We start from the raw sequence: 25,352 nt of genomic DNA, 5'->3' as shown, positions 1-25,352 counted from the left end.
GGCGAGACTCGTGAACCAGCCGGGGCGGATCCGTGGGAGACTAGGAAGTCAGCAACTCCCCGCCAGCTTCGGACAGTGAGGACCGTTCACAGTGTCTCCCATGGCCCGCACCGCCCCGGTGCCTGCCGCGACGGATCCGTCGATCATCCGCAACTTCTGCATCATTGCGCACATCGACCACGGCAAGTCCACGCTCGCCGACCGCATGCTGCAGTTCACGGGCGTCGTCCAGCCCCGCGACATGAAGGCCCAGTACCTGGACCGCATGGACATCGAGCGGGAGCGCGGCATCACGATCAAGTCCCAGGCCGTCCGCATGCCGTGGGAGGTCGAGGGCACCGCCTACGCCCTGAACATGATCGACACCCCCGGGCACGTGGACTTCACCTACGAGGTGTCCCGCTCGCTCGCCGCGTGCGAGGGCGCCGTCCTGCTCGTCGACGCGGCCCAGGGCATCGAGGCGCAGACCCTCGCGAACCTCTACCTCGCGATGGAGAACGACCTCACGATCATCCCGGTCCTGAACAAGATCGACCTGCCCGCGGCGCAGCCGGAGAAGTACGCCGAGGAGCTCGCGAACCTCATCGGCGTGGACCCGGCCGACGTGCTCAAGGTCTCGGGCAAGACGGGCGTGGGCGTCGAGGGCCTCCTGGACCGCATCGTCGCGGACATCCCGGCCCCCGTGGGGGACGCGGCGGCACCGGCCCGCGCCATGATCTTCGACTCGGTGTACGACACGTACCGCGGCGTCGTCACCTACGTGCGCGTCGTCGACGGCTCGCTCAATCCGCGCGAGCGCATCCAGATGATGTCCACCAAGGCCAGCCACGAGCTCCTCGAGATCGGCGTCATCTCCCCGGAGCCGATCCCGAGCAAGGGCCTCGGCGTGGGCGAGGTCGGCTACCTCATCACGGGCGTGAAGGACGTGCGCCAGTCCAAGGTCGGCGACACGATCACGAACCTGTCCAAGCCGGCGGCAGAGTCCCTCGGCGGCTACCAGGACCCCAAGCCGATGGTCTTCTCGGGCCTGTACCCGCTCGACGGGTCCGACTACCCCGATCTGCGCGACGCCCTCGACAAGCTCAAGCTCAACGACGCCGCGCTCGTCTACGAGCCCGAGACCTCCGCGGCGCTCGGCTTCGGCTTCCGCGTCGGCTTCCTGGGCCTGCTGCACCTCGAGATCGTGCGCGAGCGCCTCGAGCGCGAGTTCAACCTCGACCTCATCTCGACCGCGCCCAACGTCATCTACGAGGTCACCCTCGAGGACAAGTCGGTCGTGACGGTGACGAACCCGAGCGAGTTCCCGACCGGCAAGGTCAACGAGGTCCGCGAGCCCATGGTGTCCGCGACGATCCTGGCCCCCAACGAGTTCGTCGGCGCGATCATGGAGCTCTGCCAGGGCCGCCGCGGCCAGATGAAGGGCATGGACTACCTCTCCGAGGACCGCGTCGAGCTGCGCTACTGGATCCCGCTCGCCGAGATCGTCTTCGACTTCTTCGACCAGCTCAAGTCCAAGACCCGCGGCTACGCCTCGCTCGACTGGAAGGCCGACGGCGACCAGGTCGCCGACCTCGTCAAGGTCGACATCCTCCTCCAGGGCGAGCAGGTCGACGCGTTCAGCGCGATCACCCACCGGGACAAGGCCTACGCCTACGGCGTCATGATGACCGGCAAGCTGCGCGAGCTCATCCCGCGCCAGCAGTTCGAGGTGCCGATCCAGGCCGCGATCGGCTCGCGCATCATCGCACGCGAGAACATCCGCGCGATCCGCAAGGACGTCCTCGCCAAGTGCTACGGCGGCGACATCACGCGCAAGCGCAAGCTGCTCGAGAAGCAGAAGGAAGGCAAGAAGCGCATGAAGATGGTGGGCCGCGTGGAGGTCCCGCAGGAGGCCTTCATCGCCGCGCTGACCACGGACGAGTCGTCGAAGGACAAGGCGAAGAAGTAGTGCGAGTCCTCCCGGCACCGGCCCGGACGGCGGTGGCGTAGGTGCCCAGTACCCTCCCGATCGGTGACCCCGCGCCGGCCGACGGCGTGCTGCCGCAGCAGGCGGCCGTCGGCGCGGCCGAGCGCGGCTTCTCGCTGTACGCGCACATCCCCTTCTGCGCGGTGCGGTGCGGGTACTGCGACTTCAACACCTACACGGCCACGGAGCTCGGGGGCGGGGCGTCCCAGGCGGCCTACGCCTCGACGGCGGCTGGCGAGGTGCGCTTCGCCGCGGCGGCCCTGGATGCCTCGGGCGTGCCGCGCCGGCCCATGTCCACCGTGTTCTTCGGTGGCGGCACCCCGACGATCCTCCCCGCCGCCGATCTCGCCGCGATCCTCGCCGCCGCCGTCGACGAGTGGGGCCTCGAGCCCGGCGCCGAGGTCACGACCGAGGCGAATCCGGACTCGGTGACCCCGGCCTCCCTCGAGGCCCTCGCCGAGGCGGGCTTCACGCGCGTCTCCTTCGGCATGCAGTCCGCCGTCCCGCATGTGCTCAAGGTCCTGGACCGCACGCACACCCCGGCCAGGGTGCCCGACGCCGTCCGCTGGGCCCGGGACGCCGGCCTCGACGTGAGCCTCGACCTCATCTACGGCACCCCCGGGGAGAGCATGGCGGACTGGCGCGCGTCCCTCGACGCGGCCCTCGCCTGCGAGCCGGACCACGTGAGCGCCTACGCGCTCATCATCGAGGACGGCACGAAGCTCGCGGCCCAGATCCGCCGCGGCGAGGTACCGGAGCCGGACGACGACGACCACGCCGAGAAGTACGAGCTCGCCGACGCCGTGCTCGCTGAGGCGGGCTTCGGGTGGTACGAGGTGAGCAACTGGGCCCGCGGCGCCGCCGGCGACACCCCGGAGGGCATGCGCTACGCGTGCCGGCACAACCTCGCCTACTGGAACGGCGGGGACTGGTGGGGGATCGGCCCGGGCGCGCACTCGCACGTCGGCGGGGTCCGCTGGTGGAATGTCAAGCACCCCACCGCCTACGCGGGCCGGCTGGCGCGCGGCGAGTCGCCCGCTGCCGGCCGGGAGACGCTCGACGCCGACACCCGCCGCGTCGAGCGCGTCCTCCTCGGGCTTCGGCTCGCCTCGGGCCTGCCGGTCGCCGACGTCCCGCCGGAGGGCCGGGCCGCCGTCGCGGGCCTCATCGCCGAGGGGATCGTCGAGGGCCCCGCTGCCGTGCGCGGCCGCCTCGTGCTCACCCTGCGCGGCCGGCTCCTCGCCGACGCCGCGGTGCGGCGCCTGCTGCCCTAGCCGGACCTGCCCCGGCCGAACACTGACCGGCCGGGGCCTGGGCTACGGGACGAGTCGCAGGTTGTAGCGGTACCGGTACGGCTGGCCGCGGTTGACCTGCACGCCCGCCACGACGGCGAACACCGTGAGGCCGAGCCACACGAGGGTCGCGAGCACGGCGAAGACGTTCCCGATCACCGGGATGAGCGCGAGCACGTTGAAGACGATGGCCGCGGCCGTGGGCGGCAGCGTGAAGTTCAGGGCCTCCTTGGACTCCTGGGCCGTGAACGGGCCGCGGTCCCTGAAGACGAGGTAGATGAGCAGCGCCGGGACGCAGCCGAGGATCCCGCCGAAGTGCGCGAGCGTCGCCCACTGGCGGTCCTCCGTGGCCGTGAGCGGGAGCGCCCGGGCGGGGGCCCCCTGGTAGTCGCTCTCGCCGTTGTGCGGGTCCTGCGGGTACTCAGCCACTGGGAAGTTCCTTGCCTGTGCGTCGTATGGTGCGTGGTGCCCGAGGCCGGGGTTCCGGCCCCCGGGGCACTCCAAGGATAGCCAAGGTCCGGGCCTCAGGCCGTCAGGAAGTCGATGACCTCTTCGACGCGCCCCAGCAGCGCCGGCTCGAGGTCCGCGTACGTCCGCACCGCCCCGAGCAGCTTCTGCCAGCCGAGGCCGATGTCCTCGGGCCCCGCATGGGGCCAGCCGAAGGCGGCGAGGATGCCGGTCTTCCAGTCGGTGCCGCGGGGCACCGAGGGCCACGCCGGGATGCCGAGCGTCGAGGGCTTGATCGCCTGCCACACGTCGACGTACGGGTGGCCGACGATGAGCACGTTGCCCGCGGCGCCCGGCGCCGACATGGCCTGGGCGGCGATGCGGGCCTCCTTCGAGCCCTCGACGAGGTGGTCCACGAGGATCCCGAGCCGGCGCTCGGGCCCGGGCCGGAACTCGGCCACGGCGGAGGCGAGGTCGTCGACGCCGTGGAGCGGCTCCACGACGATGCCCTCGACGCGCAGGTCGTCGCCCCAGACCTTCTCGACCAGCTCGGCGTCGTGCTTGCCCTCGACCCAGATCCTGCTCGCCTTGGCGACCTGCGCGCGCAGCCCCTCGACCCTCACCGACCCGGAGGCCGTCCGCGTCGGCGCGGCGGCAGCGGCGCGGGGCGCCGGCGGGCCGATGCGGACCGGGCGTCCGTCGAGCAGGAAACCGAAGCCGAGCTGGAACGAGCGCGAGCGACCCCGGCGGTCCTCGAGGCTCATGACGTGCATGCCGCCGGACTTCTCGACCCGGATCACGGCGCCGACCCAGCCGCTCTCGGCGTCCTCGAGCACGAGGCCGAGCTCGACCGGCACAACGGGCAGCTCGCGCTTCGGGGGCGCCGCGAGGTCCGCGGGCCCCCATGAGTCGTACGACATCCGCTCCACGCGCACCGGCCTTCCTCGCTCCCGCCGCGCTGGCGCAGGCGGCGCCGCCCGCACGGGCGGCGTGATCATGCTATGGGCTCCGGCCCGGCGGCCCGGGAACCTCGCCGTGGCGGCCGACGGCGTGTGCCCCAGCAGCTGCGGGACGGGCGCCCGCGGGCATAATAGACTTAGCACTTGGTCTCAGGGAGTGCTAACAATTGCCGGGCGCTGAACGGCGTAAGGGGTGAGAGGATGAACGAGCCGCGCAAGCTCGAAGTGCTGCGCGCCATTGTGGAAGACTACGTGCACTTCCGCGAGCCGGTCGGCTCGAAGGCGCTCGTGGAGCGCCACGGGCTCGGCGTCTCGAGCGCCACGATCCGCAACGACATGGCCGCCCTCGAGGACGAGGGGCTCATCGTAGCCCCGCACACGAGCGCCGGACGCGTGCCCACCGACAAGGGCTACCGCGTCTTCGTCGACCACCTCACGGCCGTGCGCCCGCTCTCCCCGGCGGAGAAGCAGGCGATCCACACGCTCCTCGACGGCGCCGACGACCTCGACGACGTGCTCGAGCGCACCGTCCGGCTCCTGTCGCAGCTGACGAACCAGGTCGCCGTCGTGCAGTACCCGCAGCTGGGGCGGGCCCGCGTGCGCCACATCGAGGCCGTCGCCCTCGCGCCGCACGAGGTGCTGCTCGTGCTGATCGCCGACACGGGCACCGTCGAGCAGCGCGTCCACAGCGTCGTCGAGGAGGTCGACCGGGACCGGCTTTCGTACCTGCGCGACCGCTTCATCGAGGGCGCCGCCGGGACCTCGGTCGTCAACCTCGACGCGACCCTCGGCGCCGTCGTCGACGCACTCCCGCCGCACGACCAGCCCCTGGCCGCCGAGCTCGTGCGCGGCCTCTCGGTCCTGGCCGCCTCGACCCGCGAGGACCGCATGGTCATGGCGGGCACCGCCTACCTGGCCCGGTCCAACAGCGACTTCCTGCAGAGCATCTCGCCGGTCCTCGAGGCCCTCGAGGAGCAGGTCGTCCTGCTGCGGCTGCTCTCCGAGATGGCGAGCGACCCGCGCGGCGTGACCGTCACGATCGGCCGCGAGAACCCCTACGACGGGCTCATCGAGACGTCCGTGGTCGCCACCGGCTACGGGCGCACGGACGGGCCGAAGATCGGCGTGCTGGGCCCGACCCGCATGGACTACCCGGCCACGATGGCGGCGGTGCGGGCCGTGGCCCGCTACCTGTCGAAGATCCTGGCCGGAAGCTAGAGGAAGCTAGAGAAAGAAGACCGTGAGCAGCCACTACGAAACCCTGGGCGTCCCGTCTGACGCGAGCGCCGAGGAGATCAAGAAGGCCTACCGGAAGCTGGCCCGCAAGCTCCACCCCGACGTCAATCCCGGCGAGGAGGCGGCGGACCGGTTCAAGGCCGTCACGCACGCCTACGAGGTGCTCGCCGACCCGCAGAAGCGGCGCATCTACGACACGACGGGCAACGAGAACGGCAACGACAACGGGTTCGGCGGCGCGTACAACGGCTCCGGCTTCGCCTTCCAGGACATCTTCGAGACGTTCTTCGGCGGGGCGGCCGGGGGGCAGGCGGGCCCGGCCTCGCGCACCCGACGCGGCCAGGACGCGCTCATCGCGGTCCGGATCGAGCTGCGTGACGCCGTGTTCGGCGTCAACAAGAAGATCGAGGTCGACACGGCCGTGCTCTGCGGCCGCTGCGAGGGCTCCTGCTGCGAGCCCGGCACGGAGCCAGTGCGCTGCGGCGTATGCCACGGCAGCGGGCACATCCAGCGGCCCGTCCGTTCGATCCTGGGCCAGGTCATGACCATGGCCACGTGCCCCTCGTGCCAGGGCTTCGGCACCGAGATCCCGACCCCCTGCAACGAGTGCGGCGGCGAGGGCCGCGTGCGCAGCCGGCGCTCGCTCACCGTCAAGATCCCGGCGGGCGTCTCGACCGGCACGCGCATCCAGCTCTCGGGCCAGGGCGAGGCCGGCACGGCCGGCGGCCCCTCGGGCGACCTCTACGTCGAGATCCGCGTGGCGAGCCACAGCACGTTCACGCGCGAGGGGGACCAGCTGCACGCGACGCTCAGCGTGCCCATGACGGCGGCCGCCCTCGGCGCCGAGATGACCCTCGACACGTTCGACGGCGAGCAGGCCATCTCGCTGCGCCCGGGCACCCAGTCCGGCGACGTCGTCACCCTGCCTGGCCTCGGCGCCGCCCGCCTTCGCGGCGGCGGTCGCGGCGACCTGCTCGTGCAGATCCGCGTCGAGACGCCCACGCGCCTCGATCCCGAGCAGGAGGAGCTCCTGCGCCAGTTCGCCAAGCTGCGCGGCGAGCAGGTCGGCGAGGGCAAGCTCGTGGGCACGGGCGGGGTCTTCGCCAAGCTGCGCGACAAGCTCGGCAACCTCTGACGATGTCCCGCCCGCTCTTCTACGTCCCGGAAGGGGCGCTCGACGGCGCCGAGCCGGGGACGCTCGTCACCGTCGGCGGCGCCGAGGGCCGGCATGCCGCGACGGTGAAGCGGCTCGCCCCGGGCGAGGGCGTGGACCTGGCCGACGGCGCCGGCGTCCGTGCCGTGGGCACCGTCGAGAGCGCCGTGGGATCCGAGCTCGTGGTCGCCGTCGAGCGGGTCGGGCGCGAGCCGGCCCTCCCGTACCGGCTGGTCCTCGTCCAGGCCCTCGCGAAGGGCGACCGCGACGAGCTCGCCGCCGAGACGGCCACCGAGCTCGGCGTCGACGCCGTGATCCCCTGGCAGGCCGAGCGCTCGATCGTCCGCTGGAAGGGCGAGCGCGCCGAGAAGTCGCTCGCGAAGTGGCGCTCGGTCGTGTTCGCGGCCGCGAAGCAGGCGCGGCGAGCGAGCGTGCCGGTCGTGGAGCGGGCGCACGACGGCGCCGCGCTGGCGGAGCGGATCGGTGCGGCGAGGCTCGCCGTCGTCCTGCACGAGGAGGCGGCCGAGCCGCTCTCGGCGGTCCTCGCGGACCTCGCCACGGGCGACAGGGCTGCAGGCGACACCGCAACAGGCGAGGTGCTGTTCATCGTCGGCCCGGAGGGCGGGATCAGCCCCGCCGAGCTCGCGCGGTTCACGGCTGCGGGCGCGCGCATGGCGCTGCTGGGCCCGCACGTCCTGCGCTCCTCCACGGCTGGGCCGGCGGCCCTGGCCGTCGCGGGGGACCGGCTCGGGCGTTGGCCCGTCGGGGCGCGCACGGCCGAGGGAAGGTAGCGGCCGGCGGCGTCAGCCCATCGCGGGTCGCGCCGGGCGTCAGGGCCCGATGCGGAATGACTTGGTGTCCCACGCGCTGCTCCCGGCGTTCGCGGGCGCCGCGGCATCCTCGGCGGGGAGGATGCGGATCTCGTACTCGCCGTCGTCGAGGTTGACCGCAAAGGTGAACTCGCCCGGCTTGCCCGGCTCCTGTCCGGACGTGATGCTTCCGCTGAGATAGACGGACTTGGCGCCGGAGGCATCCCGCTTGAGGACCTGCCAGGCGAGCGGCGTGCCGGCGGGAACGGCGCGGCCGAACACCTTGAGCTGCCCGTCGAGCTGCGTGTTCTCCTGCGGGTCGATGATCCATCCGGGCGCGGCCATCGACGGGTCCCGCTGCATGAGCTGCCCAAGACGGACCCGCTCGAAGGCCAGCTGCGACGTCCGCCCGTCGACGAGCAGCATGACGGAGGTGGGCTGCTCGGTGTCGACGAGGCCCGCGCTGGCCGCGGCCGCCGTCGCGGTGTAGACGAGCTGCTGGACGGCCAGCTGGGCCGTGCGCTCGTCGACGTTGCTGTTGAAGGCGTCCGAGGAGACGTCGACGGTAATGATGTTCTTGCCCGAGATCGAGGCGGCGAGCTTGCGCGGCTGCTGCCACGGGGTGAAGTAGTCAGGGTCGAGCGGCTTCTGCGTCATCATGAGCTTGAGCGCGGTCGTGACCGGGTTGTCCTCGGTCCCCGCGTCCCTGAACTCGCGGTAGAGGTAGATCCCGTCGCGGGCGCGGCCGAGCCAGTACACGGGGCTCTTCGCCGAGGTCTGGGACGTCTCGAGCGGGACCGAGGCCTGGGTCGTGCGGTCGGTCGAGCCCGCGGGGGTCGCCCCAGCCGCTATGCTCGGCTCCGGCGTGCCGCCCGCGGTGCAGGCAGAGAGTGCGGCGCACACGGAGAGCAGGGCACAGGCAAGCGCTCGGGCGGCGCCGTCCCGGCGACGCCCCGGCACCCGCTCGCGCGATGCTGCACTCGGCATGGATCCTCCGCAGGTCAGCTGCCCGCCCCGGCCGCCCGGCGCGGGCGGAGACTCCCGGGGAGCCGACAGCACCATCCAGCTTGGCACAGCCCTGGGTGCCCCGGCCGCGCGCAGGCGGCCGCCTGCACCAAGTGATGCGGGATTGATACGTTCGCGCCTCCTGGGCAGGCGTCCCGGCGTACCATGTGACCAGGCCTGCCCGGCCAGACCGGCCGGGGCGACGGCCCCGACAAGGAGAGAGACCGCCTGTGACAGCGGAGTTCCCGCACACGACCCCCGCATCCCGTACCGAGGTGCTGCGCTTCGGCTCGAGCGAGGAGATGGTGAAGATCCTGGGCCCGCACGACGAGGCGCTGCGCTTCGTCGAGGAGCAGTTCCCCTCCGTGGAGATCCATGTGCGGGGGAACGAGCTCACCATCGTGGGCCCCCCGGCCGAGGCGCCGAACCTGCGCCGGCTCTTCGAGGAGATCGCCGTCATGGCACAGGCGGGCACGCCCGTCACTCCGGCGTCCCTCGCCCAGCTCGTCTCGATGCTGCGGGCCCAGACGGTGACGAGCCCCTCGGATGTGCTCACGCACAACATCCTCTCGAGCCGCGGCCGGACGATCCGGCCCAAGACGGCGAACCAGAAGGACTACGTCGACGCGATCGACGCGAACACGGTCATCTTCGGCATCGGCCCCGCGGGCACGGGCAAGACGTATCTGGCCATGGCCAAGGCCGTCCAGGCGCTGCAGCACAAGGACGTGAGCCGCATCATCCTCACGCGCCCTGCCGTCGAGGCGGGGGAGCGGCTCGGCTTCCTGCCGGGGACCCTGAGCGACAAGATCGACCCGTACCTGCGCCCGCTCTACGACGCCCTCCACGACATGATGGACCCGGAGTCGATCCCCCGGCTCATGGCCGCCGGCACGATCGAGGTGGCCCCGCTCGCGTACATGCGCGGGCGCACCCTCAACGACGCGTTCATCATCCTCGACGAGGCCCAGAACACGACGCCCGAGCAGATGAAGATGTTCCTCACGCGCCTCGGCTTCGGCTCGAAGATGGTCGTCACCGGTGACGTGACCCAGGTCGACCTGCCCTCCGGCACCTCCTCCGGGCTGCGGATCGTGCAGGAGATCCTCGACGGCATCGAGGACGTGAGCTTCTCGATCCTCGACGCCTCGGACGTCGTGCGCCATCGGCTCGTGAGCGACATCGTGGACGCCTACGGCCGGTGGGACACCCAGCTGCGCGCGCAGCAGGAGCGCCGCCGCGCCCGCGCAGCCGCGCGCCAGGGCGCTCCCGCGGCCAGCGGGGATGCGGCCGGCCGTCTGGCCGACGGTTAGACGGATAAGCTGGGTCCGTGAGCATCGAAGTCAACAACGAGTCCGGAGTCCAGGTCGACGCCGAGGCCCTCGTCCGGCTGGCCCGGTTCGTGTTCGAGCGCCTCTGGCTGCACCCCCAGACCGAGCTCTCGATCCTGCTCGTCGACGAGGAGGCCATGGAGCGGCTGCACCTCGAGCTCATGGATGAGCCCGGGCCCACGGACGTGCTCTCCGTCCCGATGGACGAGCTCACGCCGGGCCTCCCCGGCCGGCCCACGCCCCAGGGCATGCTCGGCGACATCGCCGTGTGCCCGCAGGTCGCCTCCGAGCAGGCCGCCCGCGGGGGCCACTCGGTCGACGACGAGATGCTCCTGTTGACCACGCACGGGATCCTGCACCTGCTCGGCTTCGACCACGCCGAGCCGGAGGACCGCGAGGAGATGTTCGGCCTCCAGAAGCAGCTGCTCACGGAGTTCCTCGGGCGTCCCGCGCCGAGCGAGACGGTGGCGTGACGACCACCGTCCTCCTGATCGGCCTCGCGCTCGCCTTCGTCGCCCTCGCAGGCTTCCTCGCCGCCGCTGAGGCCGCCCTCGCCTTCCTCCCGCGGCACGACGCCGAGCTCCTCATCGAGGAGGGGCGTGCCCCCTCCCTGCGCCACCTGCTCGAGGACCCCGTGCCGCACCTGCAGGCCCTGCGCTTCTGGCGCGTCTGGTTCGAGACCGCCGGCGCCGTCGCCGTCGCCGTGCTCGCCCACAGCTGGCTCGGCAACGTGTGGCTCGCGGGTCTCGCCGCGACCGCCGCGATGGCTCTCGTCGGGTTCCTGCTCGTGGGGGTCTCGCCGCGCCAGCTCGGGCGCCAGCACGCCCTGCCCGTCGCCGCGGCGGCGGCGCCGCTCGTGCGGGGCCTGCGCCTCGTGCTCGGCCCCGTGCCCGCGTGGCTCGTGGCGCTCGGCAGCACGTCCGCCGGAACCGACCCCCGCCACGAGGACTCGACCTACAGCGCCACCGAGCTGCGCGAGTTCGTCGAGCGCGCGAGCGACGCGGAGGACTTCGAGGAGGAGCAGGCCGAGCTGCTCCAGTCCGTCTTCGAGCTCGGCGAGACCCTCGTGCGCGCGGTCATGGTCCCGCGCACGGACATCGTCGCCATCGAGTCCGGCTCGACCCTGGCCCAGTCCATGTCCCTGTTCCTGCGCTCCGGCTGCTCGCGCGTTCCCGTGTTCCGTGAGAACCTCGACGACGTGGTCGGCGTGCTCTACCTCAAGGACGTGGCCGCCCGCCTGCACGAGGACCCGCGCGCCGCTTCGGAGGCGGTCGACACGCTCGCGCGGGAGCCGCGGTTCGTGCCCGAGTCCAAGCCGGTCGACGAGCTGCTCAAGGAGCTCCAGCGCGAATCGATCCACCTGGCCATCGTCGTCGACGAGTACGGCGGCACGGCGGGGCTCGTGACCCTCGAGGATCTCATCGAGGAGCTCGTCGGGGAGATCGTGGACGAGTACGACGTCGACGCCGACGAGTCCGTGCCCCTCGGCGACGGCCGCTTCCGGGTCGCGTCGCGCATGAGCCTCGACGACCTCGGCGAGCTGTTCGACACCGACGTCGAGGACGACGAGGTCGAGACGGTCGGCGGGCTGCTCGCCAAAGGCCTCGGCCGGGTCCCGATCGTGGGCAGCACGGCAGAGATCCACGGCATCCGCCTCACGGCGGAGCGGATCGAGGGCCGCCGCAACCGGATCAGCCACATCCTGGCCGAGCGGGCCGAGCCCGCCGAGACAAGCACCGACGCCACTGACGAAGCGGAGAACACCCATGGCTGACACCCCAACACGCGGCGGCGACGCCTCCGAGACCTACCGCGCCGGATTCGCCGTCCTCGTCGGCCGCCCGAACGCCGGCAAGTCCACCCTGACCAACGCCCTCGTGGGGCAGAAGGTCGCGATCACTTCCGCGAAGCCGCAGACGACGCGGCACACCATCCGCGGCATCGTGCACCGCGAGGACGGGCAGCTCATCCTCGTCGACACCCCTGGGCTGCACCGTCCGCGCACCCTTCTGGGCCAGCGGCTCAACGACCTCGTGGCCGAGACGCTCTCCGAGGTCGACGCGATCGGCTTCTGCCTGCCCGCGAACGAGCGCATCGGCCCGGGTGACCGCTTCATCGCGAACCAGCTCGCCGCCGTCGGGCGCAAGCCCATCGTCGCGATTGTGACGAAGGCCGACCTCGTGGACCGCGGCCAGCTGGCCGAGCAGCTCCTCGCGGTCGATGCCCTCGGCCGCGAGGTCCTCGGCGGTGAGGGCTGGGCCGAGCTCGTCCCGGTCTCGGCGAAGGACGGCTACCAGGTCAGCACGGTCGAGAAGATCCTCATCGCGCACATGCCCCCGTCCCCGCCGCTCTACCCGGACGGGGAGCTCACGGACGAGCCCGAGGCGGTCATGGTCGCGGAGCTCATCCGCGAGGCCGCGCTCGAGGGCGTGCGGGACGAGCTGCCGCACTCGCTCGCGGTCGTCGTCGAGGAGATCGTCCCGCGGGAGGGCCGGAGCGAGGACAACCCCCTGCTCGACGTGCGCGTGAACCTGTTCGTCGAGCGCCCGTCGCAGAAGGCGATCATCATCGGACGGGGCGGGGAGCGCCTACGCGAGGTCGGCACGTCCGCGCGGCGCGGCATCGAGGCCCTCCTCGGCACCCGCATCTACCTGGACCTGCACGTCAAGGTCGCCAAGGACTGGCAGCGCGACCCCAAGCAGCTCGGGCGGCTGGGCTTCTAGGCATCCCGTGCGAGGGCGCTCACAGCAGGCTCACAGACCGCCCCGGTACCATGGACTGACCCCAGAACCTCCAGGAAGGCCCCTTCTTTGGCTCGACGTGCCGACGCCGCCGGCGCCGTGACCCGCGCCGGCGCCCACCACGCCAGCAGCGACGAGACCCCGACGCCCCGGCACCTGAGGCCTTCGCACCGGCATCCCGCGCTCAAGGCCGTGGCCATCGTGCTCGCGCTCGTCCTCGTAGTGCTCGTGGCGGCCGCCGGCTACTGGGTCATCCGGCTCCAGACGAACCTGCGCCAGGCCCCGCTCTCGGCGGGCAGCGCGAGCGCCGACGCCTCGAGCGACGCGACGGACCGCCTGCAGCTGCTCATCGTGGGCACGGACACGCGCGACGGCGCGAACGGCGCCTACGGGACGTCCGAGGACAGCTCCGGGAGCGGCAACGCCGACGTCATGATCCTCATGGACATCTCGGCCGACAACCAGCGGATCACGATGGCCAGCTTCCCGCGCGACCTCATGGTCTCCATCCCCGCATGCACCGACCCGAAGAGCGACATACGCCACGCCGCCGTCCCGGTGGCCCAGCTGAACTCGTCGATGTCCCTCGCCGGGCCGGGCTGCACGGTGGACACGATCAACCACCTCACGGGGCTGTCCATCGACCACTTCCTCGTGGCGGACTTCAATGCCGTCAAGGAGCTCTCCAACACGATCGGCGGCGTCGAGGTCTGCGTCAACGCGGCCATTGATGACCCGTCGTCCGGACTCAAGCTCGCGGCGGGCACCAACTCCGTCCAGGGGGAGCAGGCCCTGGCCTTCCTGCGCAGCCGGCACGGCGTCGGGGACGGCAGCGACCTGTCCCGGATCAAGTCGCAGCAGGCCTTCCTCGCATCCCTCGCCCGCAAGGTCCGGGCCGACGGCACGATCGGCAACGTGCCCAAGATGCTCGGCATCGCGGACACGATCACGAAGAACCTCACGGTGGACAAGGGTCTTGCCAACCCCCAGTCCCTCCTGACCATCGGGAACCGGCTCAAGGACATCGACCTGGCCAAGGTCGCCTTCGTGACCGTCCCCACCGAGGCCTATGTGGCCGACCCGGCCCGCGTCCAGCTCAAGGAGCCCGACGCCGAGGGCCTCTTCCAGGCCCTGCGCGAGGGCCGGGACCTCACCGCGCCCCAGACTCCCGCGACCCCCGCGCCGACGCCCACCGACCCCGCCGTCAGCGGCACGCCGAGTGCCGCCCCGACGCCCGCCTACGAGAAGTCCGTGCAGCCCGTCGCCGTCGCGAACGGCTCGGGCCTGCCCGGCCGCGCCCAGGAGCTTGTCCGCTACCTCGCGGCCGACGGCTTCACGCGGGCCACCTCGTTCGCAGCGGTCCCTGTGGCCTCGACGGCGGTCTACTACGGCCCGGGCTACGAGCAGGTCGCTGCGGACATCGCCGCGCGCTTCGGCATCCCGGCCGCGCAGGTGCTCCCGTCCACGGCCGTCCCCGGCGTCCAGCTCTACGTGGGCCAGGACTTCACGGCGGGGGAGCGCCTCGAGGCGAAGGTGCCGGAGGGCATCGTCTCCCAGACCGCCGCGGACTCGACCTGCCAGGCGGCCTTCGGATACTGAGGCCAGGACGACGACGCCCCGGCCCCCTCCTGAGGGGGCCGGGGCGTCGTCTGCGGGTCACCAGATGGCGACGCGTTCCTCGGGCTCGAGCCACATGCCGTCCCCGGCCGTGACGCCGAACGCCTCGTGGAACGCGTCGAGGTTCTTCACGATGGCGTTCGTGCGGAACTCGTTCGGCGAGTGGGGGTCGATCGAGAGCCGGCGCAGCGTCTCCTCGGGGCGGCAGACCTGCCGCCACACGGTGGCCCACGAGATGAAGAACCGCTGGGCGCCCGTGAGCCCGTCGATCACAGGGGCCTCCTCGCCGCCGAGGCTCAGCTGGTACGCCTTGTACGCGATGCCCAGGCCGCCCAGGTCCCCGATGTTCTCCCCGAGGGTCAGCCTGCCGTTGACGGTGTGGCCGGGGGTCTCGGCGGGGGAGAGGACCTCGAACTGGCCCACGAGCCTGGCCGTGAGCGCCTCGAAGGCCGCGCGGTCCTCGTCGGTCCACCAGTTCCGCAGCGCCCCGTCGCCGTCGAACTGCGAGCCCTGGTCGTCGAAGCCGTGCCCGATCTCGTGGCCGATCACGGCCGCGATACCGCCATAGTTGACCGCCGGGTCGGCGTCCGGGTGGAAGAACGGTTCCTGCAGGATCGCCGCGGGGAAGACGATCTCGTTCATGAGCGGGTGGTAGTAGGCGTTGACGGTCTGCGGCGTCATGAGCCACTTGACGTGGTCCACGGGCTTGCCGATCTCGTCGAGGAGCCGGTCGAGCTCGCCCTCGTGGGCGCGCCGGGCGTTGCCGAGGAGGTCGCCGTCGCGGATCTCGACCGGGGAGAAGTCGATCCACTCGTCCGGGTAGCCGATCTTCGGCCGGAACGAGGCCAGCTTGGCGAGCGCCCGCTGGCGCGTCTCGGCGCCCATCCACGGCAGGACCGAGATGCTCTGCCGGTAGGCCTCGACGACGTTCTCGACGAGCACGGCCATCTCGGCCCGGTGCGACTCGGGGAAGTGCCGGGCCACGTAGAGCCGCCCGACGGCCATCCCGAGCCCGGACTCGACGGCGCCGACGCCGCGCTTCCAGCGCTCCTTGTTCTCGGGCGTGCCGGAGAGCACGGTCCCGTAGAACGCGAAGTGCCGGTCCACGAAGGCCGAGGACAGGTAGGGTGCGGCCGAGCCGAGCACGTGGCCCCGGAGCCACAGCTTCCAGGCGCGCAGCGGGACCTCCTCGAGCAGGCCCGTGACCCCGGCGAGGTAGTCGGGGTTGGAGACGACGAGCTCGGCCCGGGCGTCCGCGGCCACTCCCGCGGCCTCGGCCCACGCCGGGAAGTGCCCGAACGCCTCCGTGGCCTGCGCCTCGGTGCGCAGGTTGTAGGTCTTCTGCGGATCGCGCAGCGTCACGCGGTCCCAGTGCAGCGCGGCGATGCGCCGCTCGAGCGCGAGGACGTCCTCGGCGTCCTGTTCCGCGGACTCGGAGCCCAGCAGGGCGAAGACGTCCCGGAGGTAGTCGCGGTACTGGGCGACGGTCTCGGCGAACTTCTCGTCGCGGTAGTAGGACTCGTCCGGCAGGCCCAGCCCGCTCTGGCTCAGGTACAGGACCACGCGCTCGGGATCGCCCGCGTCCGGGGCGGCGTAGAAGCCGAACAGGCCGTCGGTCCCGCCACGGCTGAGCCGCGCGGAGGTGACGACGAGGCCCGCGGCGTCCTCGACGGCGTCGACCTCGGCCAGCAGCGGGGCGAGGGGCTCGGCGCCCAGGCGCTCGACGCCGTCGACATCCATGAAGGAGCGGTACATGGCCCCGATCTTCGCCTCGTCGGACCCCTCGGGGTGCTGCGCCTCGGCGAGCTCCTCGACGAGGGCCCGCACGGCCTCCTCCGAGCGGTCGCGCAGCTGGATGAACGTGCCCACGAGCGCGCGGTCCGCGGGGATCTCGGTCGAGCGGAGCCACCCGCCGTTCACATGGCGGTAGAGGTCGTCCTGCGGGCGGACGCCATCGTCGAAGTAGTCGCGGTCGACGCCGGACGGCGCACTCGAGCTGGTCATGCTGCCTCCTGTGTGGGTTGGCTTCATCTTAGGCGGGGGCGCCTGGGCGGGGCGGGGCGGCTCGCGGCAGGGTGCTATGGTTGCCGTGTGCCGAACGCGCTGCTTCTTCTTAGCTGCCGTGGCGGGGCCCACTAGTCGCTGATCCAGCGCAGGCCGGACCCCCGCCGCGGAGTCTTCACGTGCCCCCGGCCGCCGTGGATCCCAGCGACGAAGAAAGGCCTACAGTAAAACCATGCGCAACGCTCAGAAGCCCTCGGGCATGCCGGTCCACCGCTACCTGCCGTTCCACGAGCAGATCAAGGTCGAGCTGCCGGACCGGACGTGGCCCGACAAGAGGATCGAGAAGGCGCCCCGCTGGTGCGCGGTGGACCTCCGCGACGGCAACCAGGCGCTCATCGACCCCATGAGCCCGGCCCGCAAGATGAAGATGTTCAAGCTCCTCGTCGACATGGGCTACAAGGAGATCGAGGTCGGCTTCCCTTCCGCCTCGCAGACCGACTTCGACTTCGTCCGCCAGCTCATCGAGGGCGGCCACATCCCGGACGACGTCACGATCCAGGTCCTGACCCAGGCGCGCGAGCACCTCATCGAGCGCACCTACGAGGCCCTCGTCGGGGCCAAGCAGGCCATCGTCCACCTCTACAACTCGACCTCAGTCCTGCAGCGGCGCGTCGTGTTCCACCAGGACGAGGACGGCATCCTCGACATCGCGGTCCAGGGCGCCCTGCTGTGCAAGAAGTACGAGGAGACGCTGCCGGACACGCACATCACCTACGAGTACTCGCCGGAGTCCTTCACGGGCACCGAGCTCGAGTACGCGGCGCGCGTGTGCAACCGGGTCGCCGAGATCTTCGAGGCGAGCGCCGACAGCCAGGTCATCATCAACCTGCCGGCGACCGTCGAGATGGCCACGCCGAACGTCTACGCCGACTCCATCGAGTGGATGAGCCGCCACCTGCACCCGCGCGAGGGCATCATCCTGTCCCTGCACCCGCACAACGACCGCGGCACCGGCGTCGCGGCCGCCGAGCTGGGCTACCTCGCGGGCGCGGACCGCATCGAGGGCTGCCTGTTCGGCAACGGCGAGCGCACGGGCAACGTCGACCTCGTGACCCTCGGCCTGAACCTGTTCGTCCAGGGCATCGACCCGATGATCGACTTCTCGAACATCGACGAGATCCGCCGCACGGTCGAGTACTGCAACCAGCTGCCCGTCGGCGAGCGCGTCCCCTACGGCGGCGACCTCGTCTTCACGGCCTTCTCCGGCTCGCACCAGGACGCCATCAAGAAGGGCTTCGAGGCGCTCGAGCGCGACGCGGCCGCCGCCGGCAAGGACGTGCGCGACTTCACGTGGCAGGTCCCGTACCTGCCGATCGACCCGAAGGACCTCGGCCGCACCTACGAGGCCGTCATCCGGGTCAACTCCCAGTCGGGCAAGGGCGGCGTGGCCTACCTGCTCAAGAACGAGCACCACCTCGACCTGCCGCGGCGCGCGCAGATCGAGTTCTCGGGCGTGATCCAGCGCCGCACCGACACGGTCGGAGGCGAGGTCAGCGCTGCTGAGCTGTGGCAGATCTTCTCCGACGAGTACCTGCCGTCCTCGTCGGTCGACGGCGGCAAGCCGTGGGGCAAGTACGCCCTCTCCTCGGTCAACACGGAGACCACCGAGGACGGCACGATGACGCTGCACGCGACGCTGCGGGTGGACGGCGTGCAGGTGCGCCGAACGGGCACCGGCAACGGCCCGATCGCCGCGCTCCTGGACATCTTCAGCGCCGAGGGGATCGACGTGCGGGTCCTGGACTACAGCGAGCACGCGCTCTCGGAGGGGGGCAACGCCCGTGCCGCCGCGTACGTCGAGTGCGCCGTGGGGGAGCGGGTCCTGTGGGGCGTCGGCATCGACTCGAACACGTCGATGTCCTCGCTCAAGGCCGTCATCTCCGCCGTGAACCGCGCCCTGCGCGACGCCGCCGAATAGCGACCGCACCGGCCGGCCCACGGGCTGGCGGACGACGGCGGCGGGCCCCGCGTGTGAGCGGGTCGCCCGCCGCCGTCCTCGCCGCCATGGGAGAATGGCAGCCATGGCCGAGACGACGTTCGCAGCGCGGAGCTACCGCGACGACGGCGTCGTCCTGCGCACCCACCGGCTGGGCGAGGCCGACCGGATCGTCGTCCTCCTCACCCGCCGGCACGGCCAGGTCAGGGCGGTCGCGCGCGGCGTCCGGCGCACGAGCAGCCGCTTCGGGGCTAGGCTCGAGCCGTTCATGGTCGCCGACCTCCAGCTCGTGCACGGCCGCTCCCTCGACGTCGTGAGCCAGGCGGCGGCCCGCGCGAGCTACGGCGCGGCGATCGCCTCGGACTACGCCCGCTACACCGTGGCCGCGGCGATGGCAGAGACCGCGGAGCGGCTCACGGCCTCGGACACGGACGCCGGCCCGGCCCAGTACCAGCTCCTCGTCGGTGCCCTCGCGGCCCTGAGCCGAGGCGCCCACGCTCCCGGGCTCATCCTCGACTCGTACCTCCTGCGGGCGCTCGCGACGGCGGGCTGGGCGCCGAGCTTCACGGACTGCGCCCGCTGCGGCGAGGCCGGGCCGCATGCGGCGTTCAGCGCCGCGCTCGGCGGGATCGTCTGCCCCCACTGCCGGCCCCCGGGCTCGCCCGCGCCGGCGGCGGAGACGGTCGCGCTCCTCGCGGCCCTGCTCTCGGGCGACTGGGGCACCGCCGACCCCTCTGAGCCGGAGCACCGCCGGGAGGCCGCGGGCCTCGTGGCCGCGTACGCCCAGTGGCACCTCGAGCGGGCCGTCGGCTCCCTGCGGCTCGTCGAGCGGGAGCCCGCCGGAACCTGAGACCCGCCGCGCGCCGTCGTGCCTCCCGCAGACCGGCACGCGCCCGACCCCCCAATGCCCTGCCTGCCCCACACTCTTCGGATGGTGACGACCCCGTGACATCGACCCCGCGACGCCCCCGCGCCGAGAGGCCAGCGCCCATACGCCCCTTCCCGCACCCCTCGGGCGCGACGCCGCCCGACATCCCGCGCCAGTTCGTCCCCCGGCACGTCGCGATCGTCATGGACGGCAACGGCCGGTGGGCCAACCAGCGCGGGCTGCCGCGCATCGAGGGGCACAAGGCGGGCGAGCCGGCGCTCCTGGACGTCATGGCCGGGGCGATCGAGCTCGGGATCGAGTACGTCTCGGTGTACGCGTTCTCGACCGAGAACTGGAAGCGCTCGCCCGAGGAGGTCCGCTTCCTCATGGGCTTCAACAAGGACGTGCTCCGGCGCCAGCGCGACACGCTCGACTCGTGGGGCGTGCGCATCCGCTGGGCGGGGCGCCGGCCCAAGCTGTGGGGCTCCGTGATCCGCGAGCTCGAGGAGGCCGAGGCAGCGACCCGCGGCAACACGACGTGCCACCTCACGATGTGCGTCAACTACGGCGGGCGCGCCGAGATCGCCGACGCCGTCGCGGCGATCGCGCGCGACGTCGAGGCCGGGCGGCTGAGCGCGCGCAGCGTGGGCGAGAAGACGGTCCAGCGCTATCTCGACGAGCCCGACCTGCCCGACGTCGACCTGTTCCTGCGCAGCTCGGGCGAGCAGCGCCTGAGCAACTTCCTCCTGTGGCAGTCCGCCTACGCGGAGATGGTCTTCATGGACACGCTCTGGCCGGACGTGGACCGGCGGACCCTCTGGGAGGCCGTAGAGATCTACGCTCGCCGCGACCGCCGCTACGGGGGCGCCGTCGACCGCGCGCCCGCGGGGTAGCGCCTAGCCCCCACTGAGCCGGCTGATCCGGTCAAGCCAGGCTCCGAGCCGCGCGTAGGCCTCCTGCCGCACGGCCGGGGCGGAGAGCAGGACGTCGTGCAGGGCGCCGTCCACGATGGCCTCGTCGAGGTCGCTGCACAGCGCGGCCGCCGCCCGGCGCATGGGCGCCACGTTCAGCACCGCGTCCCGCGAGCGCATCTGCTCGCGCCACACCGGCCCGGTGTCCGACGCGCTCGAGGCGAGCAGCAGGGCGGGCAGGGCGATGCGCGGGCCCGCGCGGAGGGCGCGCTGGGCCTCGAGCACGCCGTGGAGCCAGCCCACGCGCACGGGGAAGGCGTTGGGCGGGCGCAGGTCGCTGCGCAGCTCCCACTCGCCGCCGGCCTCCTTGGCGATGGCCCGCCAGTAGAACCCCCGCGGCGGCAGGGGGAGCCGGGCCTGCGGCCACCGGGCCGAGGCCGGCCGCAGGGCCGCCTCGAGGACGCGGCCTGCGAGCGGCCCGCCGTGGGGCACGAGCCAGGGGCTGCTGAGCACGAGGCCCGAGAGCTCCCCGGGGCTGCGCTGCGCGAAGATCGCCGCGGCCAGGCCGCCGGTCGAGTGGCCCATGAGCACGGGCCTGGCGCCGGCCTCCGCCGCGGCGGCCTGCACCGCCGCGCCGACGCTCTCGAGGTACTGGGCCGCCGAGCCGACGTACCCCGGCACCGTCCCCTGGCCGATGCTGCGCCCGTGCTCGGGCAGGTCGAGCGCGAAGAACCGCAGGCCGAGGCGGTCCGCGAAGCGCGCGAGCTCGAGGTTGAAGAAGTAGTCGCTCCAGCCGTGGACGTACACGAGCGCGCGCCCGCGCCAGGGCGGGGGGCCGCCGTCGCCCCCCGCTGGGGCGGACGCTGAGGGATGACCGTAGCGGACGAGGATCCCGAGCGGGCCCGACGGCCCCCGGCCCAGCGGGGCCGCCTCCACGCCGTCGCCCAGGAAGTCTGGCGACCACGCAAGCTCCACGGGACACCTCCTCGCGCCATTCCTGACCCGAGGGTACCCGGCCCGGCGCGGGCGCGAACCGCATTTGGGAACCGGCCCGCGGAGACGGGAGACTGGGGGCATGCGCTTCTACCCCCTCTTCTTCCGTGCCGCGTTCTCGTGGATGGACGCCGAACGCGCCCACAAGATCGGCTTCGGCGCCATCCGGGCCGTCCACGCGGCCGGCCTCGGCAAGGCCCTCGCGCGCTTCACTGCCCCCTCCGAAGCCCTGCGCACCGAGGCCTTCGGCGTCTCCTTCCCGTCCCCGTTCGGCCTCGCGGCCGGGTTCGACAAGGAGGGCCGGGGGATCGAGGCCCTCGCCGAGCTGGGCTTCGGCCACGTCGAGGTCGGCACGATCACGGGGCAGCCGCAGCCGGGCAACCCGACGCCGCGCCTCTTCCGCCTCGTCGAGGACCGCGCCGTCGTGAACCGGATGGGCTTCAACAACGACGGCGCCGAGGCCGTCGCGCCGCGCATCGCCGCGGCCCGGGCCGCCCTCGAGGCCCGGTATGGCGCCGGGCGGCCGGTCATCGGCGTCAACATCGGCAAGACGAAGGCGGTCGAGCTCGAGGACGCCGTCGAGGACTACCGCGTGAGCGCACGGCTCCTGACCCCCGTGACCGACTACCTCGTGGTCAACGTGAGCTCGCCGAACACCCCGGGCCTGCGCCTCCTGCAGAGCGCCGAGTCGCTGCGCCCGCTGCTCGAGGCCGTCCGCGAGGAGTCCGGGCGCGCCGCGGGCCGCCGCGTGCCGCTGCTCGTGAAGATCGCCCCGGACCTGAGCGACGAGGACGTCGACGACGTCGCGCGGCTCGCGCTCGAGCTGGGGCTCGAGGGCATCATCGCCACGAACACGACGATCGGCCGCGAGGGGCTCTCGGCACCGGCGGGGAAGGTCGAGGCCGCGGGCGCGGGCGGGCTCTCCGGCGCGCCGCTCAAGGCCCGCTCGCTCGAGGTGCTCCGCCGGCTCCGTGCCGCCGTGGGGGACAGGCTCGCGCTCGTCTCGGTCGGCGGCGTCGAGACCGCGGAAGACGTGCGGGAGCGCCTCGACGCCGGGGCCACCCTCGTCCAGGGCTACACGGCCTTCCTCTACGAGGGCCCTTTCTGGGCCGCCCACATCAACGCGGGCCTCGCGCGCTCCCGCGGCTACGCGCGCTCCCGCGGATAGCAGGGGCGGCCCCGCCGCGGCGCGGCGGGCGGCAGACACGACGACGGCGCGGCACCCAAAAAGGGTGCCGCGCCGTCGTGCGCGCCGGGTGCGCGGTGGCTCAGGAGGGGTATGCGCCGCGCTTGACCTGGGGCTTGGGCAGGCGCAGCGGGCGGAACTGCAGCGCCCGCATGCTCCCGTACCAGACCGTGCCGCGCTCGACCTCGCCGAACTTCGCGGCGAGGCGCTTCTTGAGCCGGCGCGAGAGCCAGAACGTGTCCGCGAAGACGAGCAGGAACACGACCCAGAACCCGCTGAGGATGTACACCTGGGACGCGCTGTCCTGCGGGACGACGAACGAGGCCACGACGAAGACGAGCGCGGCGAACATGAGGTACTCGCCGAGGTTGAAGCGCGCGTCGACGAAGTCGCGGGCGAACCGCTTCTGCGGCCCGCGGTCGCGCCACGGCATGTGGCGCTCGTCGCCGGTCTCGAGGGCGCGGCGCACGCGTGCCCTCTCGTCCATGGCAGCCTGCCGCTCGGCCGCCTTCGAGGCCTTCCGGTCGGTCGGGACGAGGGGACGGCGGCGGGCGGCCTCCTGGTCCTTGCGCCGCGGGGTCGGCGCCCCCTTGCCGGCTAGGGAGGCGGCATTCTGGTCCTCAGGCTGCCCGGGGCTCTCGGCGGCGGGCTGGTTCTTGCGTCCAAACACCCACTCAGGATACCGGCGCGCCGGGCGGGCGTGATTGATGGCCCCCGCGGGCTTGCGTAGTGTCGGGCCATGCCTTCACAGCCTGCCCCGCCCGCCGTGTCGGACGACGACGTCGCCGCCCTGCGCGCGGCCGTCGCCCGCCGCTTCGCCCAGACCGTCGAGGAGCTCTCCCGCCTCGTCGCCATCCCCGGCATCGCGTTTCCCGCATTCCCGGCCGAGGAGCTCGAGCACAGCGCCGGGGCGGTCCTCGAACTCGTCCGCGCCGCGGGGTTCGCCGACGCCGAGATCCTGCGCGCGCCCAGGAAGGACGGGACGCCCGGCGGGCCCGCCGTCGTCGCGCACCGTCCGCCGGCCCCGGGCCAGCCCACCGTCCTGCTCTATGCACACCACGACGTCCAGCCGACCGGCGACCCTGAGCTGTGGGACTCGGCGCCCTTCCAGGCCACCGAGCGCGACGGGCGCCTCTACGGGCGCGGCACGGCGGACGACAAGGCCGGCATCCTCGTCCACCTCGGCGCATGCCTCGCGCTGTCCGCGGTGTACGGGGACACGCCCGGGGTCGGCGTCACGCTCTTCATCGAGGGCGAGGAGGAGGCCGGCTCGCCGAGCTTCCGCTCGTTCCTCGAGACGCACCGCGACCGGCTCGCCGCGGACGTCATCATCGTCGCGGACTCGAGCAACTGGGCCGTCGGCACCCCCGCCGTCACGACGAGCCTGAGGGGACTCGTCGACGGGACGTTCGAGGTGTCGGTCCTCGGGCACGCCGTCCACTCCGGCGTCTACGGCGGGCCCGTCCTCGACGCCCCGACAGTGCTGGCCCGGCTCATCGCGACGCTGCACGACGAGGAGGGCAACGTCGCCGTCGCGGGGCTCGTCGCCGGCGACGACCCCGACGTGGAGTACCCCGAGGAGCAGTACCGCCGCGACGCCGCGGTGCTCGACGGCGTCGAGCTCGCCGGCAGCGGCAGCATCGCCGCGCGGCTGTGGACGCGCCCCGCGCTCTCGATCATCGGCCTCGACGCCCCGGGCGTGGCCGTCGCCTCGAACACGATCCAGCCCCGGGCACGGGCCAAGTTCAGCCTGCGGCTCGCCCCCGGGCAGGACGCGGAGGCGGCGCTCGACGCCGTCCGGCGGCACCTCGAGGCGCACGTCCCCTTCGGTGCGCACCTGCGGTTCGAGCCGGGGGAGAGGGGCAGCGCCTACCTCGCCGACACCGGCTCGCCGGCGGCAGCCCGCCTCATGTGGGCGCTCGAGGCGGCGTGGGGGACGCCGCCGGTCCACATGGGCATGGGCGGCTCCATCCCGTTCATCGCGGACCTGACCGACGTGTTCCCGGATGCCGAGGTGCTCATCACGGGTGTCGAGGACCCGGACTCGCGGGCCCACAGCGCCAACGAGTCGCTGCACCTGGGCGAGTTCGAGCGCTGCATCCTGGCCGAGGCCCTCCTCCTGGCGGCGCTCCGGCGCACGCCCGGACCCGGCATCGGCCTGTGAACGTGCCGTTGAGCAGCACTGTGTGAGTTCGCTGGCGTGAGTGTCGCCACAGGGGGTTAGCACGGAGTCAGGGGTGAGTCGTAGCATGGATGGAAGGCCCAGAAGGCCGTCGGCGTCCCCGAGGCGGCGGCCATGGAGAGAGGTAGAGAATGAGCACTGCAACCAACGAGTCCGCAGAGGCCCTGGCCTCCCACGAGGTGACGCTCACCGAGGTGGCCGCGGGCAAGGTCCGCAGCCTCCTCGAGCAGGAGGGCCGCACGGACCTGCGCCTGCGCGTCTCCGTCCAGCCGGGCGGCTGCTCCGGCCTGATCTACCAGCTGTACTTCGACGAGCGGATCCTCGATGGTGACGCCGTGCGCGACTTCGACGGTGTCGAGGTCGTCGTCGACAAGATGAGCGTGCCGTACCTCGCGGGCGCCACGATCGACTTCGAGGACACGATCTCGAAGCAGGGCTTCACGATCGACAACCCCAACGCGCAGGGCTCCTGCGCGTGCGGCGACTCCTTCCACTGAGCCTCCCCGCACCCCCTTCCGGCCGTGCCTCCGTGGGACCCGCTGGGTCCCGCCGGGGGCACGGCCGACGCGTGCGGGGGACATGTGGGCGATTCGCCGGGGATAGCGGTAAGCTCTACACCGAGTAGTAAAACTATGTCTCCCGACACTCTGCGCGAC

The 25,352-nt window shown here is 72.4% G+C and carries 22 protein-coding genes; 16 read left to right on the top strand and 6 right to left on the bottom strand.

Features of this window, described 5'->3' with window-relative positions:
- The first annotated feature begins 91 nt into the window (after positions 1–91).
- Both lepA and hemW read left to right on the top strand, forming a co-directional pair.
- Positions 92–1,948, top strand: coding sequence for a translation elongation factor 4 (lepA, locus tag ACUYMY_RS09230; protein WP_481703280.1), 1,857 nt, complete (start codon positions 92–94; stop codon positions 1,946–1,948).
- A 41-nt stretch (positions 1,949–1,989) separates the two neighbouring features.
- The gene (gene hemW / locus ACUYMY_RS09225) at positions 1,990–3,240 is read left to right on the top strand and encodes a radical SAM family heme chaperone HemW (protein WP_481703279.1); all 1,251 of its coding nucleotides are present in this window, start codon (positions 1,990–1,992) and stop codon (positions 3,238–3,240) included.
- 42 nt (positions 3,241–3,282) lie between these two features.
- Here the strand turns inward: hemW and ACUYMY_RS09220 are convergent, their stop codons facing one another.
- The gene (locus ACUYMY_RS09220) at positions 3,283–3,687 is read right to left on the bottom strand and encodes a DUF4870 domain-containing protein (RefSeq protein ID WP_481703278.1); all 405 of its coding nucleotides are present in this window, start codon (positions 3,685–3,687) and stop codon (positions 3,283–3,285) included.
- Between the two features lie 95 nt (positions 3,688–3,782).
- Positions 3,783–4,625, bottom strand: coding sequence for a DUF3097 domain-containing protein (locus tag ACUYMY_RS09215; RefSeq protein ID WP_481705022.1), 843 nt, complete (start codon positions 4,623–4,625; stop codon positions 3,783–3,785).
- A 240-nt stretch (positions 4,626–4,865) separates the two neighbouring features.
- Here ACUYMY_RS09215 and hrcA point away from each other — a divergent pair, with 240 nt between their 5' ends.
- Genes hrcA through ACUYMY_RS09200 form a run of 3 tightly spaced genes read left to right on the top strand, consistent with a single transcriptional unit; the run spans position 4,866 to position 7,844 of the window.
- Entirely contained in the window at positions 4,866–5,882 is a 1,017-nt protein-coding gene (hrcA, locus tag ACUYMY_RS09210) for a heat-inducible transcriptional repressor HrcA (protein WP_481703277.1), read from the top strand.
- Between the two features lie 22 nt (positions 5,883–5,904).
- Positions 5,905–7,035 (top strand): molecular chaperone DnaJ, encoded by a 1,131-nt coding sequence (gene dnaJ, locus ACUYMY_RS09205; protein ID WP_481703276.1) that lies wholly within the window; start codon positions 5,905–5,907, stop codon positions 7,033–7,035.
- A gap of 2 nt (positions 7,036–7,037) precedes the next feature.
- Complete coding sequence (locus tag ACUYMY_RS09200; protein ID WP_481703275.1) at positions 7,038–7,844, top strand: 16S rRNA (uracil(1498)-N(3))-methyltransferase; 807 nt, start codon at positions 7,038–7,040, stop codon at positions 7,842–7,844.
- A 39-nt stretch (positions 7,845–7,883) separates the two neighbouring features.
- On the opposite strand, the gene ACUYMY_RS09195 is transcribed toward ACUYMY_RS09200, so the two are convergent.
- Positions 7,884–8,849 (bottom strand): GerMN domain-containing protein, encoded by a 966-nt coding sequence (locus tag ACUYMY_RS09195; RefSeq protein ID WP_481703274.1) that lies wholly within the window; start codon positions 8,847–8,849, stop codon positions 7,884–7,886.
- Between the two features lie 320 nt (positions 8,850–9,169).
- Between ACUYMY_RS09195 and ACUYMY_RS09190 the strand changes: the two genes are divergently transcribed.
- From ACUYMY_RS09190 to ACUYMY_RS09170, 5 genes are all read left to right on the top strand, one after another.
- Positions 9,170–10,180 (top strand): PhoH family protein, encoded by a 1,011-nt coding sequence (locus ACUYMY_RS09190; protein ID WP_481705021.1) that lies wholly within the window; start codon positions 9,170–9,172, stop codon positions 10,178–10,180.
- A 17-nt stretch (positions 10,181–10,197) separates the two neighbouring features.
- Positions 10,198–10,671 carry an rRNA maturation RNase YbeY gene (gene ybeY, locus ACUYMY_RS09185; RefSeq protein WP_481703273.1) on the top strand — a complete coding sequence of 158 codons (474 nt, stop codon included), beginning with the start codon at positions 10,198–10,200 and terminating at the stop codon, positions 10,669–10,671.
- Positions 10,668–11,972 carry a hemolysin family protein gene (locus tag ACUYMY_RS09180; RefSeq protein WP_481703272.1) on the top strand — a complete coding sequence of 435 codons (1,305 nt, stop codon included), beginning with the start codon at positions 10,668–10,670 and terminating at the stop codon, positions 11,970–11,972. Before ybeY ends, ACUYMY_RS09180 begins: the two co-directional genes overlap by 4 nt.
- Positions 11,965–12,921 (top strand): GTPase Era, encoded by a 957-nt coding sequence (era, locus tag ACUYMY_RS09175; protein ID WP_481703271.1) that lies wholly within the window; start codon positions 11,965–11,967, stop codon positions 12,919–12,921. The genes ACUYMY_RS09180 and era overlap by 8 nt, the downstream gene beginning before the upstream one ends.
- Before the next feature lie 87 nt (positions 12,922–13,008).
- Positions 13,009–14,538, top strand: a complete 1,530-nt coding sequence (locus ACUYMY_RS09170) for an LCP family protein (RefSeq protein WP_481703270.1) — start codon at positions 13,009–13,011, stop codon at positions 14,536–14,538.
- A 57-nt stretch (positions 14,539–14,595) separates the two neighbouring features.
- On the opposite strand, the gene ACUYMY_RS09165 is transcribed toward ACUYMY_RS09170, so the two are convergent.
- The gene (locus ACUYMY_RS09165) at positions 14,596–16,560 is read right to left on the bottom strand and encodes a M13 family metallopeptidase (protein WP_481703269.1); all 1,965 of its coding nucleotides are present in this window, start codon (positions 16,558–16,560) and stop codon (positions 14,596–14,598) included.
- 232 nt (positions 16,561–16,792) lie between these two features.
- Here ACUYMY_RS09165 and leuA point away from each other — a divergent pair, with 232 nt between their 5' ends.
- From leuA to ACUYMY_RS09150, 3 genes are all read left to right on the top strand, one after another.
- The gene (leuA, locus tag ACUYMY_RS09160; protein WP_481703268.1) at positions 16,793–18,538 is read left to right on the top strand and encodes a 2-isopropylmalate synthase; all 1,746 of its coding nucleotides are present in this window, start codon (positions 16,793–16,795) and stop codon (positions 18,536–18,538) included.
- A gap of 103 nt (positions 18,539–18,641) precedes the next feature.
- Positions 18,642–19,406: a DNA repair protein RecO gene (recO, locus tag ACUYMY_RS09155; protein WP_481703267.1), complete on the top strand. Its 765-nt coding sequence runs from the start codon at positions 18,642–18,644 to the stop codon at positions 19,404–19,406.
- Positions 19,407–19,501: 95 nt separating this feature from the next.
- Positions 19,502–20,317 (top strand): isoprenyl transferase, encoded by an 816-nt coding sequence (locus ACUYMY_RS09150; protein WP_481703266.1) that lies wholly within the window; start codon positions 19,502–19,504, stop codon positions 20,315–20,317.
- Positions 20,318–20,320: 3 nt separating this feature from the next.
- Here the strand turns inward: ACUYMY_RS09150 and ACUYMY_RS09145 are convergent, their stop codons facing one another.
- Complete coding sequence (locus ACUYMY_RS09145) at positions 20,321–21,310, bottom strand: alpha/beta hydrolase (RefSeq protein WP_481703265.1); 990 nt, start codon at positions 21,308–21,310, stop codon at positions 20,321–20,323.
- 100 nt (positions 21,311–21,410) lie between these two features.
- Here ACUYMY_RS09145 and ACUYMY_RS09140 point away from each other — a divergent pair, with 100 nt between their 5' ends.
- Positions 21,411–22,496, top strand: a complete 1,086-nt coding sequence (locus ACUYMY_RS09140; RefSeq protein WP_481703264.1) for a quinone-dependent dihydroorotate dehydrogenase — start codon at positions 21,411–21,413, stop codon at positions 22,494–22,496.
- Positions 22,497–22,596: 100 nt separating this feature from the next.
- Here ACUYMY_RS09140 and ACUYMY_RS09135 read toward each other — a convergent pair whose 3' ends face one another.
- Positions 22,597–23,184: a DUF3043 domain-containing protein gene (locus tag ACUYMY_RS09135; protein WP_481703263.1), complete on the bottom strand. Its 588-nt coding sequence runs from the start codon at positions 23,182–23,184 to the stop codon at positions 22,597–22,599.
- 69 nt (positions 23,185–23,253) lie between these two features.
- On the opposite strand from ACUYMY_RS09135, the gene ACUYMY_RS09130 reads away from it, so the two are divergent.
- Together ACUYMY_RS09130 and erpA are read left to right on the top strand one after the other, a co-directional pair.
- Positions 23,254–24,678 carry a M20/M25/M40 family metallo-hydrolase gene (locus ACUYMY_RS09130; RefSeq protein WP_481703262.1) on the top strand — a complete coding sequence of 475 codons (1,425 nt, stop codon included), beginning with the start codon at positions 23,254–23,256 and terminating at the stop codon, positions 24,676–24,678.
- 149 nt (positions 24,679–24,827) lie between these two features.
- Complete coding sequence (erpA, locus tag ACUYMY_RS09125; protein WP_481703261.1) at positions 24,828–25,193, top strand: iron-sulfur cluster insertion protein ErpA; 366 nt, start codon at positions 24,828–24,830, stop codon at positions 25,191–25,193.
- Positions 25,194–25,352: the final 159 nt, after the last annotated feature.

This window comes from Sinomonas sp. T428B (assembly GCF_056780155.1).
The sequence above is the reverse complement of the archived record's forward strand: the minus strand, read 5'-3'. Positions and strand labels throughout refer to the sequence as shown.